Genomic DNA, 12,218 nt, shown 5'->3' on the forward strand with positions numbered 1-12,218 from the left:
CGTTGCCGGCCGTCGGAAGGGTCGCGGCTTCCTTAGAGCATTTTTGAGGGAAGTGGAATCCGCCGCGACGAAAGGCGGCGGGGGCTGAGGCCAAGTGCCTCAGCTGTCCATCTTCAGCGCGGCGATGAAGGCTTCCTGCGGGATCTCCACCTTGCCGAACTGGCGCATGCGCTTCTTGCCCTCCTTCTGCTTCTCGAGGAGCTTGCGCTTGCGCGAGACGTCGCCGCCATAGCACTTCGCCGTCACGTCCTTGCGCAGGGCGCGGATGGTCTCGCGGGCGATGATCTTGGCGCCGATCGCGGCCTGGATCGGGATCTGGAAGAGGTGCTGCGGGATGAGGTCCTTCAGCTTCTCGCACATGGCGCGGCCGCGCATCTCGGCGCGGGTGCGATGCACGAGCATGGAGAGCGCATCCACCGGCTCGCCGTTGACGAGGATCGACATCTTGACGAGGTCGCCGGGGCGATAGTCGGTGATCTGGTAGTCGAAGGAGGCGTAGCCCTTCGAGATCGACTTCAGGCGGTCGTAGAAGTCGAACACCACCTCGTTGAGCGGCAGGTCGTAGACGACCATGGCGCGCTTGCCGACGTAGTTGAGGTCCACCTGCTCGCCGCGCCGGTCCTGGCACAGCTTGAGGATGGCGCCGAGATAGTCGTCCGGCGTCATGATGGTGGCGCGGATCCACGGCTCGGCGATCTCGGCGACCTTCATCACCTCCGGCATGTCGGCCGGGTTGTGCAATTCGCGCTCGCTGCCGTCGCTCATCTTGAGGCGGTAGACCACCGAGGGGGCGGTGGAGATGAGATCGAGGTTGAACTCGCGCTCCAGCCGCTCCTGGATAATCTCGAGGTGGAGGAGGCCGAGGAAGCCGCAGCGGAAGCCGAAGCCGAGCGCCGCAGAGGTCTCCATCTCGTAGGAGAAGCTGGCGTCGTTCAGCCGGAGCTTGCCCATGGCCGCGCGCAGGTCCTCGAAATCGGCGGCATCGACCGGGAAGAGGCCGCAGAAGACGACGGGCTGCACGGGCTTGAAGCCGGGCAGCGGCTCGGCGCAGGGCTTCCTGTCGTCGGTGATGGTGTCGCCGACGGCGGTGTCCGCCACCTCCTTGATCGAGGCGGTGAGGAAGCCGACCTCGCCGGGGCCGAGCGTGTCCACATTGGTCATCTTCGGCCGGAAGACGCCGACGCGGTCCACCGGATAGGTCGCGCCGGTGCGCATCATGCGGATGGTCGTGCCCTTCTTCAGCGTCCCGTCGATGATGCGCACGAGGACGACGACGCCGAGATAGGCGTCGTACCAACTATCGACGAGCATCGCCTTCAGCGGCGCCCCGGCATCGCCCTTGGGCGGGGGCAGGCGGGTGACGATGGCCTCCAGCACGTCCTCGATGCCGAGGCCGGTCTTGGCCGAGATCGGCACGGCATCGGACGCGTCGAGGCCGATCACCTCCTCGATCTGCTCCTTGACGCGGTCGGGCTCGGCCGCCGGCAGGTCGATCTTGTTGAGGACGGGCACGATCTCGTGGTTGGCGTCGAGCGCCTGGTAGACATTGGCGAGCGTCTGCGCCTCGACGCCCTGGGAGGCGTCGACGACGAGGAGCGAGCCCTCGCAGGCCGCCAGCGAGCGCGAGACCTCATAGGCGAAGTCGACGTGGCCGGGCGTGTCCATGAGGTTGAGGACGTAGGTCTTGCCGTCCTTGGCCGGATATTCGAGGCGCACGGTCTGCGCCTTGATGGTGATGCCGCGCTCGCGCTCGATGTCCATGGAATCGAGCACCTGCTCCTGCATCTCGCGGTCCGACAGCGCGCCCGTCTTCTGGATGAGCCTGTCGGCGAGCGTCGACTTGCCATGGTCGATATGCGCGACGATGGAGAAGTTGCGGATGGTCTCGATGGGCTTCGTTGTCATGTCGGAACGTCGTTTCGCTCGCCCGCCTGTCCCCGCGGCTGTGACGGCCTTCCTGCGCAGGCGGGGGCGGGAGCGCGGCCGTGATCGTCAAGCCGCGGGAATAGCAGCGTGCGGGCCATCCGCCAAGGGGTGCACGGCGCAGGGGCGGGCAAAGTGCCTCGCGCGGGAGGCGCTTCAGAACGCGAGCGGCGCGTTGTCGACCACCTCCTTGAGGACGAAGAAGGTCCGCGTCTGGCGCACGCCGGGCAGGGCGATGAGCTTTTCGCCGTGCAGGCGGTTGAAATCGACCATGTCGCGCACGCGGATCTTCAGGAAATAATCGAAATCGCCGGCGACCACGTGACAGTCGAGCACCACGGGCATGGCGCGCACCGCCTCCTCGAAGGCGGCGAAGCTCTCGGGCGTCGAACGGTCCAGCACCACGCCGACGAAGACGAGCGTGCCGCGCTCGACCCGCTCGGGCGCGACGAGCGCCCGCACGCCCGACACATAGCCCTCGGCGAGGAGGCGCTGGATGCGCCGGTGGCACGTCGCCGCGCTGGTGTTGACCCGCTTGGCGATCTCAGCATTGCCCATGCGCCCGTCCGCCTGCAGCAGCCTGAGGATGCGCAGGTCGGTACGGTCGAGTTCGTGCGTGGCGGATTCTTTCATCAAATGGCCTTCTGATGAAACATGAAGGCGATGCTATGCGGACAAGCTGGAAGAACAAAGCATAAATGGCATACACTTCGGGAGGACGCTTCAGGGCGCTGTTGCTAGGCTTTTCCCATCCATTTCCAAGGGGAAGACCACGCCATGCTCGAAAAATTCGACCGCTATCCGCTCACCTTCGGCCCGACGCCGATCGAGAAGCTGGAGCGTCTCAGCAAACACCTCGGCGGCAAGGTGGAGCTCTATGCCAAGCGCGAGGACTGCAACTCGGGCCTCGCCTTCGGCGGCAACAAGCTGCGCAAGCTCGAATATATCGTGCCGGATGCGATCAGGAGCGGCGCCGACACGCTCGTCTCCATCGGTGGCGTGCAGTCCAACCACACGCGCATGGTGGCGGCGACCGCGGCCAAGATCGGCATGAAGTGCCGGCTCGTGCAGGAGAGCTGGGTGCCGCACGACGACGCCGTCTACGACCGGGTCGGCAACATCCTTCTCTCGCGCGTCATGGGGGCGGAGGTCGAACTCGTCGACGAGGGCTTCGACATCGGCATCCGCGAAAGCTGGGAGCGGGCGCTCGAAGACGTCCGCGCCCGGGGCGGCAAGCCCTATCCCATCCCGGCCGGCGCCTCCGTGCACAAATACGGCGGCCTCGGCTATGTGGGCTTCGCCGAGGAGGTGAGGGCGCAGGAGGCGGCGCTCGGCTTTTCCTTCGATTTCATCGTGGTGTGCACCGTCACCGGCTCCACCCACGCCGGCATGGTGGTGGGCTTCGCCAAGGACGGGCGCCAGCGCCGCGTCATCGGCATCGACGGCTCGGGCACGCCGGAAAAGACCCGCGCCCAGGTGCTCGACATCGCGCAGAAGACCTCGGCCCTCGTCGGCGGCAAGGACATCACCGAAGAGGACATCGTGCTGAAGGAGGACTACGCCTATCCGGCCTATGGCGTGCCCTCGAAGGAGACGCTCGACGCCATCCGCCTGTCGGCCCGCCTCGAAGGCATGATGACCGACCCGGTCTACGAGGGAAAATCCATGCAGGGCATGATCGACCTCGTCGAGCGCGGCTTCTTCCCGGCCGGGTCGAAGGTGCTCTACGCGCATCTCGGCGGCGTGCCGGCGATCAACGGCTACAGCTACACCTTCCGCAACGGCTGAGGGCGGCGCCATGGCCGCGCAACCGGCCGCTTCCTCGCCCGCCATCGCGCTGTGCCGCTATAGCGCGGACGCGCCCCATGTGCGCGACGCGATCCTCGCCCATGCGGCGGGGCTCGCGCTCCGGGGCGAGGGCGGCCTCCTCTTCATCGGGCGGCTGGCGACGGGCGCCGCCCGGCCGGAGGAGGTCGTCGCCGTGCGCTTCGCGACGCTGACGGCGGCGCAGGCGGCGCTCGCCCGCTGGCGTGCGGGCGTCGCCGCAGACATGGCGGTGGAGCTCATCGCCCTCGACGAGGCGTCCGGAGCCGAGGCGGCGATGATGCTGTTCCCGTGAGGGGGGCGCCTACCGCCCCTCCAGCAGCCGCGACACCACGCGCGCCGTATAGTCCACCATCGGCACGATGCGGGCATAGTTGAGCCGCGTCGGGCCGATGACGCCGACGACGCCGACGATGTGCTGGGTGCCGTCGCGGAAGGGGGCGGCGATCATCGACGAGCCGGACATGGAGAACAGCTTGTTCTCCGAGCCGATGTAGATGCGCACGCCCTCGCCCTCCTCGGCGCGGGAGAGGAGGTCGATCACGTCCTTCTGGGTCTCGAGGTCGGCGAAGAGCAGGCGGATGCGCTCGAGGTCCTCGGCGGCCCGGAGGTCTTCGAGCAGGTTCGCCTGGCCGCGCACGATGAGCTGGCGCTCCTCGGCCGGGCCAACGCTCATGGCGACGCCGGCCTCGACGAGCCGCGCCGTCAGCGCGTCGAGCTCGCGGGCGATCTCCTCGCGCCGGCGGTCGATCTCCTCGCGCACCTCGCCCAGGGTGCGGCCGCGAATGCAGGCGTTGAGGAAGTTCGTCGCCTCGGTCAGCGCCGAGGCGGGCAGGCCCTGCGGCAGGTCGAGCAGGCGGTTCTCCACCGAGCCGTCCTCGGCCACGAGCACGACGAGGGCGCGGCCGGGGTCGAGCCGCACGAACTCGATGTGCTTGAGGCGCAGGTTCTGCTTGGTGGTGACGACGACGCCGGCCCCGCGCGACAGGCCGGACAGGAGCGTCGTCGCCTGGGCGAGCACGCCGTCGAGCGAGGCGCTGCCGGTGCCGGCGCGCACCTGGCTCTCGATATTGGCCCGGTCGGCCGCCGTGAGGTCGCCGATCTCGAGCAGCGCATCGACGAAGAAGCGCAGGCCGAGCTCCGTCGGCAGGCGCCCGGCGCTGGTGTGGGGCGCGTAGATGAGGCCGGTCTGCTCGAGATCGGCCATCACGTTGCGGATCGAGGCGGGCGAGAGCTGCAGCGGCAGCATGCGCGAGAGGTTGCGCGAGCCCACCGGCTCACCCGTGGCGAGATAGCTCTCGACGATCTGGCGGAAGATCTCGCGCGAGCGCTCGTTGAGCTCGACGAGCGGGCGCGGCCCTTCCGCCACCGGGCCTGCGGTCGTGCCGGAGGCCGTGCCGGAATGCGCGCCCGTGCCCGGCGAGGCGCCGCCGGGGGGCAAGGCACCGCGTGGCGTCACGTTCATGGCCGTCATGCTCCTGTCTTCCTTGGGATTATGGGCCCGATCAGCCGCTTTTCAAGCAACGGCCGGCACCTTGCAGTGGATCCCTGCGGCCGCGCGCCCGCGCCCCCCGCCCCGCTGCGGCCGATTGTCCACCGCGCCGGCGGGCGCCCGCGCAAAAGCGCCGTTGACAAGCCCGGGGCGCATGCTTAGACAGACGCCTGCCCTGACATGGGCCCAGGTGGCGGAATTGGTAGACGCGCTGGTTTCAGGTACCAGTGGTGAAAGCCGTGGAGGTTCGAGTCCTCTCCTGGGCACCATTTTCTGAAAGAGTATCAATAAAATCAAAGCGTTAGGTGAGATTATTCCCTAACTTTCCTTCCCTAACCGGGCAGGTTCGGGAGAATGCGTTTCCCGGATGTTCCTGACCTTGTCGGCCGCAGCGCCGGCAAGCGCCCGCTGACGGACACCGCGCGTATAGCGCTCGACCTCCTTGATCGTCATGTGGCCCGTGATCGACATGATCTCGTGGATCGTGCAGCCGCTTTCCGCGAGCCGCGCGGCTGCCGCCTTCCTAAGCCCGTGTGCGGAGCATTGCGGCAAGCCGGCCTCGTTGCAGCGATCCCGGAACCAGTTCCCGAAGCCGTTGCTCGTGAAGGGCCGGCCGTATTCGGTCACGAGATAGGTCAGGTCGCCGGTCGGGCTGGCTTCGATGATCTCGGCAAGCTCCGGCAGGATCGGGATTTCAAGCGTCACCGGCTTGCGCTTCCGGCCCTTGAACTGCGTCAGGCGCATCCAGCCATCGCGGACGTGCTGCCGACCCATCAGCACAACGTCTGACCGGCGCTGCCCGGTATAGAGCAGGAGCGCGAGCGCAAGGCGGGCCTTCGTCCCGATCGGATGCCGCTTCTCGAATTGCGCGACCTCGTGAACCGTCCAAGCATGGAAGCCATCTCCCGACGAAGGGAAATAGGCGACATCGCGGGCATGGTTTCGGTCCAGCCCTTCGGCCTCATCCTCAAGTCCCCACTTGAAGAGCTGGCGGAACGCCTTGACGCGGTTGTTCCCAGCCTCGGGGAAGTCCGCCTTGCGATCCCGCAACACGCGGATCGCCTTCGGCGTCAGCCGATCAAGCGGGATTTCCGCAAAGGTCTCCTTCGCGCCGGGCGCGATGGGCTCCTGAAGGCAGTGCTCGATGATCTGACGGCGCACATACCGCGTCCGCTCATCAAGCCGCATGAAGTCAGGAGACTTGAAGTAGCGGACGCAAAGCTCGTGCAGCGTGCCCGGCGCAGGCTTTCCCATCTTCGGCGCGGGCTTCGGCTTGCGGCCGAGCTTCTGCTTCTCGGGTTGCGCCGGCTTGACGGCCGGCGCGCCGCATTTCGTCCGGGCGACCGCAAGGGCGTCGGGGAATTCCTGGCTCTCGGGATGGGGAAGCGGGCTGCGGGAGCCCCTGCCTTCATGGCGGTAATAGAACCGCTCCTTCCCGTGCCGGTCTACCTCACGGTAGACGTGCTTCAGCTTGATCTTCATTTCCGATCAGTCCTTCATTCTTGCGTTCAGACTTCGAAGCGCGCCCACACGTCGGCGGGCGCGCCGTCAGTTGGCAATGCGTCGAAAGCGAAGTCCAGCGCGCGGACATCCCAGATCGTCCGGGAGCCGACCCTCTTGGGCTTCGGCATCCGGCCGTCCTTGACCATCTCGTCAAAGGTGGTTGGAGATACGCCGATGTATCGGGCCGCCTCGACGCGGTTGACGCCGCGCGGCGGCAGCGATCGAGGAAGAACGTCACGGCGGTCGGCGGCGGCGCCATCGATCTTCATTCTAATAGCCCCCGTGAGGTCTCGTGCCTTCACGGGGAAGCGATGTGGCTCGCCAGCCGCGCCCGTCCGTCAGTCGTCCGCGGCGGAAATGATAGGTTGGGTGGTGCTTCGCTTGTCTGGCGCCTGATGACCGCTATAGGTTCTTCGGCCGCTCGCTTCACCAAAGGAACCCGATAGCGATGCCCTCAAATGCCGCAGAGACGAAACGCTTGGAGGCGGTGAAGAAGCGTCATGAGGAGTTTCTCCGCTACATCGACTTGTTCGAGGCAGCTTTCGATGAACTGCACGCCGCAGTTGTGAAGCAGGTGAGGGCACCCGGCCAATACGTCGGCCCGCACCACGATTATCCTATCATGTCCATTCTGGACAGCGGCTTTCCGTCGTTCAAAGAAATGGGGTTCTACAGAGACGAGGCGCCGAAGGACTACGTATCCACGATGCGACCTCGCGGCCTCGCTGGACTTCTGATTGGCTATTCCCGACCTGTTGACGGCTTTCCTAAGGGTGCGGAACTCGCAGCCTTTCTCCGAAGCCACGAGATTGGCAAACGGTTTGACTTGGCGAGCTCTGTTGACAAAGACACTGTGTCAGATTGGCTTGTCGACCACCTAGTCGGCGACGCTGTGGAGAGATACCTACATCTCCACGGACTGGATGCTCCCATCGAAGCAGAAAGGCGAAGTGCAGTTATCTTCCCACTCGTATTGGGTTCCCTCCGGCGCAGTCTTGGCCTGCGGCTGGTCGTTCCAATTGCCATGACGCATTTTGAGGTCGACCATTTTCCCCTCACGGAGACGGCCTACATCACCCGCTTACCCAAGAAAATGCAGTTGGCACGTGCCCGAATAAGCACGCTCGGTTCAGGGGCAGTGCCGATGGTGGTTGGCGCGGCGACCCATGCCTTCGTATCCAAAGACTGGACCCTTGAGGTTGACACCATTCAGGAGGTGCCCAAATCGCTGGGTCAGTCCTCCGCAAACGTCGTAGACGCAATCGATAGCTTCTTTGGAGCGCTGAGAGTAGCCACAGGGATCAGCACCGGGTATGCGCAAATCTTGTGGGTACCGAGGGGGTGGGCCTTAAGCTACTTCTGCGACCTCACGCCTGTCTATGGCACGACCTTGCGCCAGTATCCGAGCGAGTACGACAACTATGGCTGGATCCGCAAGGGATCAACGGTCACGGTCAGCCAACTCAACGAGACCCGCCGCATCTATCGAGCCGTCATTGATAATAAGAGTGAGGCAGTGCGATTGGCGGTGCGGCGACTTAATGGGTGCCTCACCCGCACGGACGCGGCCGACGCGATACTCGACGGAACAATTGGCCTCGAACTGCTCCTGGGCGACGATCAGAACCAGTCGCTCGCATATAAACTTCGGCTTCGCGCAGGAGCTCTTGCGCTTCTCCGTGCAGACCCCGCATACCCCGCGATCGAGGTCACCTCGAAGGTCAAGCGACTGTATGAGGCAAGATCAGCCATCGTCCATGGGCGAACCAGAAAAACCTCAAAGAAGGCCTCCGAACCGGCTGACACTAAACACGCCGGGGAACGCTTGATTGCTTCCGACCTGCTTCGCTTCGCCCTTGATGTGCTCCTAACTCACCCGGAATACCAGACCCCAACGAAGATTGACGAGGGGCTGCTGCTCAGGGGTTCTGATACCCTGAACGATCAGAAACAACTAGCCGTCCGCGGACGCCGGCACAAGCGCGGGCCTACCCCGCCCCCCGCTTCGCCTTAAGGGCGATGACCGCGAGGTCGCGATACTTCGCGATCGCCTTCGGGCTCGATGAGACCGGATTGATATGGAAGGCGCGCAGCCCTTCGAGATCGCCGGCCTTGACCATCTCGACGACCGCGTCGAGCTTCTTCCTGAAGCGGGCGTGCGTCGGGGCCGAGAAGTCGGGGGCCGGCGGCAGGATGCCCTTGGCGGCGCTCTCGGCTATCTCAGCGCGCCGGCCCTTCGGCCGCGAGGCCTTCGCCGGCTGCCCGGCGCCGCTGCGCGCGCCGGCGGCCCTCCGCGGCGCTGCGGCGGCTTCTCGGCGCGCCTGGGCGATCATGGCGACGGGGACGTGGACGGTCGCGCCATCCGCTGCGATGGCGTAGATCATCGGCTGCCGTCCGCCGGCCGTCTTGCCGAGCCGATCCGCGACCTTGATCGCAGCGGCGAGCGTCTTCGCCCGGCGATTGACCTTCTCGTGCGGCCCGGTGCGGAGATGCACGTTGAAGTGCGTCGCCTGCGCGATCTTCGCGATGTCGGCCGCATCGGCCGGATGCTGCTTTGGCATGGGGAGCCTCCCGTGATTGAGCCGACTGGTCCGTTATCGGGAGACGTGAAAAGAGCAACTCCGGGCCGGGGAGGGGCGGCGGATGGACCGCCGCCCCGATGCCGCGACAATCTTAAAAGGGGCGAATATTCGGCCTGGAACGGACGGGAAGAGGCGGGCGGCTACCCACCTACCGGGGCACGCCAACTTGGCGGCGAAGAGGCGCGAGACCGAGGGTTTTTCGCAAGGAAACGGCCTTCCATTGCGCCGGCCCGCCGGGCGCGCGATAGGGCTGGAGAAGCCTAAATCTTCAACAGACCAGCATCAATCAGCCGCTTGAAGTCGGAAATGACGTAGTCGGTCAAGCTGGCGATCGTAGTGCCCTCGGTCGCTGGCTGCGTTTGCATGTCGGCTAGCGTTTCGATTGCGATTTCAAGAGTGTAGAGACGCCGCCCCCCATAGAAGATGGCTATCTGTACGCTTTCCCCGACTGTCTCGGCACGCGCGTCATAGGTCTGTCCGTCGTGTTCGAATGGCTTTCTCATCGCTAATTCCTTCTTCGATCGGCAGAGCAGAAGTGCCCGCCTCATCCTATTTAGCTATTCGTTAACGGCGCCCTGCGGCAGCCGCTCAATCAACCCCCGTATCGGCATGCACACCGCGCAGCGTCGCGCCGCTGATCTTCGGCTGGATGGTCGGGCTCGCGGTAAAGCTCAGGTCGTTCATCATCTGGCTCGCGCGCTGGCGGACCATCTCCGCCGTCTTCCTCAGCCGCTCGTCCAAGGCCGCGTCGAACGCATCGCCGGTCGCTTCAGCAGCGGCCCGCGCCGCGGCCGACGCATCCAGCTCGTTTGCGAGGCCGGCCCGCTCCATGCGCAGGCGATCCAGCTCGGGGTTCGGCGCGTCGCGCATCGCGGGATGCGTCCGCGCCTCGATCGCGCTGATCTTGCGGTCGATCTCTTCGAGCCGCGAGCGCAGCTCGGCGCGCGCTTCGCCCTGCGTCTCGCCCGGCATCGTCGAGCCGTCCCCGCCGATGTTCGACGGATCAAAGCCGAGGTGGCGCTTCGTCCAGGCATCGATCCCGCTCGTCGCGCCCCACAGGTTGCCGTTCGGGTCGATGAGGCCGAGCAGGTCTTTCACGCCCCAGGCAACGCCGGCCATCCCGCCCCAGCGCAGGACGCGGCTCAGGAGGCCCCGCTTGCCCGCGGCGCCGGCGGCGGCGCCCGCCGCGCCGGCCGCGCCCGAGGCAGCGCCCACGCCGGCCGCTGCCCGGAAGACAGCGATGGTCCCGGCCGCGCTTCCCGAGATGAGAACCATAGTCGCGTAGATCGCCCGCAGGATTGCGAGAAAGCCGCCGAGGAGGAGCGTCAGCGGCCCCAGCGCCGCGACGCTCAGGAAGGCATAGGTGCCGAATTTCAGCAGCTCCGGGCTTGCCTTCGCCGCCCGCTCAAGCACGCCGGTGATGCTGTTGAGCATGTTCGTCACGGCTTCGAGGACGCCGGACCTCGCGATGGCGATGAAAAGGTTCTCCCAGGCGGCGACATGCGCGGCCACGACGCCGACAATGCCTTCCATGCGGGTGGCCGCCATGCGGTCGGTCGCGCCCGCGGCGTTCTTCTCGATATCTTCGAGCGCCGTCGTCAGCTCGGGCGTGCCGAAGGTGTCGCGCAGGAGGTTCGTCAGCCTCGCGCCCTGCCGCTGATCGAAGATGCGGGCCATCTGCCCCGTCGTCGCGCCCTTCTCGACGAGCGCCTCGAAGAGGCCGATCATGTCCAGCTCATTGGCCTGGCTGGAAATGAAGCGCGACAGCGACTTGGCGACCTTGCGCTGGTCGACGACCTTGTCGATCTTGAGCCCGCCGATCAGCGTCTCAAGAATGACCTCGTAGATTTCGCCCCGGTTCTCTTCGAGCGTCTTGCCTTCGAGCTTGCGCCGCAGCTCGCCCATGACGGGCTTGATGTCGAAGCCGACGTTCTTCATGCCGGCCGCAAGCTCGTCGATCGAGAAGGCGCGGAACGACGTCGCGAAGTCCTCGAAGGAAAGCCCCAGCTCGGCCATTGCCTGCCGCGCATCGAGGGAGGGCTTGACCATGCGCGTCAGGGCCGATCGGAGGGCCACGCCGGCCTCGGCGCCGCGGATGCCGCCCTTGGCGAGCACGATGCCCGCCGCGCCAAGCTCCTCAAGCGAGACGCCCGCCGCGCTGGCGATCGGCGCGACATACTTCAGCGTGTCGCCCATCAGCCCCACGTCGGTATTACTCGACGCTGCGACATAGGCGATCACGTCGTTGACGCGCTGAAGCGAGGACGCAGCCTCCTCGGCGGTCTGCGCCGGGAGGCGCATCGCCGTCAGGATGTTGGTCGCGATATCGGCGCTGCGCTGCAACTCGATATCGCCGGCGAGCGCGAGATTGAGCGTCCCGCGCAGCGAGCCCATGATCTGCTCATACTTGAAGCCGGCGCGGCCAAGCTCGAAGGCGGCCGACATGATGTCCCGGTTCTTGAACGGGAAGAGCTTGTTCAGCTCCTGCGCATAGCTCTGAAGGGACTTCTTCTGCTCGTCCGTGATGTTCGTGACCGCCTTGACGGCGTTCGACATCTTCTCGAATTCATAGACCGACTTCGCGCCGAAGCCGCCGACGAGCGTCATCGGGATCGCCATGCTCGACGTCAGCGTGTCGACGTTGCGCTTGATGTCGCGCGCGGCGCGGCCGACGTTCTTCCGCATATCGGCCACGGCAGCGCCGATCAGGAGGCGCCGCGAATTGGTCTGGTCGACCGCTGCCCCGATGCCCTTGATCGCGCGGGCCGCAGCCCGCGCCGGCCCGGTGACGGCATCGATCAGGCGCACCGTCAAAGTGCTGGTTTTGCTCGCCATTGAAATTGCCTCGACTTGCGATTTCCCGAGTTTCGAGCACTTCGCCGCATCGAGAAATC

Annotated in this window: 11 protein-coding genes and 1 tRNA gene; 4 read left to right on the forward strand and 8 right to left on the reverse strand. The window is 65.9% G+C overall.

Annotated elements, in window-relative coordinates; all coding sequences use genetic code 11:
- Positions 1–99: 99 nt before the first annotated feature.
- Positions 100–1,905 carry a translation elongation factor 4 gene (gene lepA, locus GGR16_RS10165; RefSeq protein ID WP_019402463.1) on the reverse strand — a complete coding sequence of 602 codons (1,806 nt, stop codon included), beginning with the start codon at positions 1,903–1,905 and terminating at the stop codon, positions 100–102.
- Between the two features lie 174 nt (positions 1,906–2,079).
- A complete protein-coding gene (locus GGR16_RS10170; RefSeq protein ID WP_019402464.1) occupies positions 2,080–2,556 on the reverse strand; it encodes an Lrp/AsnC family transcriptional regulator in 477 nt (158 codons plus the stop codon).
- 144 nt (positions 2,557–2,700) lie between these two features.
- Between GGR16_RS10170 and GGR16_RS10175 the strand changes: the two genes are divergently transcribed.
- Positions 2,701–3,711 carry a 1-aminocyclopropane-1-carboxylate deaminase gene (locus GGR16_RS10175; RefSeq protein ID WP_183316528.1) on the forward strand — a complete coding sequence of 337 codons (1,011 nt, stop codon included), beginning with the start codon at positions 2,701–2,703 and terminating at the stop codon, positions 3,709–3,711.
- A gap of 10 nt (positions 3,712–3,721) precedes the next feature.
- Positions 3,722–4,042, forward strand: coding sequence for a hypothetical protein (locus GGR16_RS10180; protein WP_183316529.1), 321 nt, complete (start codon positions 3,722–3,724; stop codon positions 4,040–4,042).
- Between the two features lie 9 nt (positions 4,043–4,051).
- On the opposite strand, the gene hrcA is transcribed toward GGR16_RS10180, so the two are convergent.
- On the reverse strand, positions 4,052–5,221 hold the full coding sequence (gene hrcA / locus GGR16_RS10185) for a heat-inducible transcriptional repressor HrcA (RefSeq protein WP_210289514.1): 1,170 nt from the start codon (positions 5,219–5,221) through the stop codon (positions 4,052–4,054).
- 202 nt (positions 5,222–5,423) lie between these two features.
- Between hrcA and GGR16_RS10190 the strand changes: the two genes are divergently transcribed.
- Positions 5,424–5,508, forward strand: a tRNA-Leu gene (locus GGR16_RS10190).
- Between the two features lie 49 nt (positions 5,509–5,557).
- Here the strand turns inward: GGR16_RS10190 and GGR16_RS10195 are convergent.
- Both GGR16_RS10195 and GGR16_RS10200 read right to left on the reverse strand, forming a co-directional pair.
- On the reverse strand, positions 5,558–6,721 hold the full coding sequence (locus GGR16_RS10195) for a tyrosine-type recombinase/integrase (protein WP_183316530.1): 1,164 nt from the start codon (positions 6,719–6,721) through the stop codon (positions 5,558–5,560).
- A gap of 26 nt (positions 6,722–6,747) precedes the next feature.
- Positions 6,748–7,011, reverse strand: a complete 264-nt coding sequence (locus GGR16_RS10200; protein ID WP_183316531.1) for a helix-turn-helix transcriptional regulator — start codon at positions 7,009–7,011, stop codon at positions 6,748–6,750.
- 209 nt (positions 7,012–7,220) lie between these two features.
- On the opposite strand from GGR16_RS10200, the gene GGR16_RS10205 reads away from it, so the two are divergent.
- Positions 7,221–8,756: a HEPN domain-containing protein gene (locus GGR16_RS10205; RefSeq protein ID WP_183316532.1), complete on the forward strand. Its 1,536-nt coding sequence runs from the start codon at positions 7,221–7,223 to the stop codon at positions 8,754–8,756.
- On the opposite strand, the gene GGR16_RS10210 is transcribed toward GGR16_RS10205, so the two are convergent.
- From GGR16_RS10210 to GGR16_RS10220, 3 genes are all read right to left on the reverse strand, one after another.
- Positions 8,731–9,303 (reverse strand): hypothetical protein, encoded by a 573-nt coding sequence (locus tag GGR16_RS10210; protein ID WP_183316533.1) that lies wholly within the window; start codon positions 9,301–9,303, stop codon positions 8,731–8,733. The genes GGR16_RS10205 and GGR16_RS10210 overlap by 26 nt on opposite strands.
- A gap of 281 nt (positions 9,304–9,584) precedes the next feature.
- Positions 9,585–9,827: a hypothetical protein gene (locus GGR16_RS10215; RefSeq protein WP_183316534.1), complete on the reverse strand. Its 243-nt coding sequence runs from the start codon at positions 9,825–9,827 to the stop codon at positions 9,585–9,587.
- Between the two features lie 85 nt (positions 9,828–9,912).
- On the reverse strand, positions 9,913–12,159 hold the full coding sequence (locus GGR16_RS10220) for a phage tail tape measure protein (protein WP_183316535.1): 2,247 nt from the start codon (positions 12,157–12,159) through the stop codon (positions 9,913–9,915).
- Positions 12,160–12,218: the final 59 nt, after the last annotated feature.

Source organism: Chelatococcus caeni (genome assembly GCF_014196925.1).
GTDB classification, from domain to species: domain Bacteria; phylum Pseudomonadota; class Alphaproteobacteria; order Rhizobiales; family Beijerinckiaceae; genus Chelatococcus_A; species Chelatococcus_A caeni.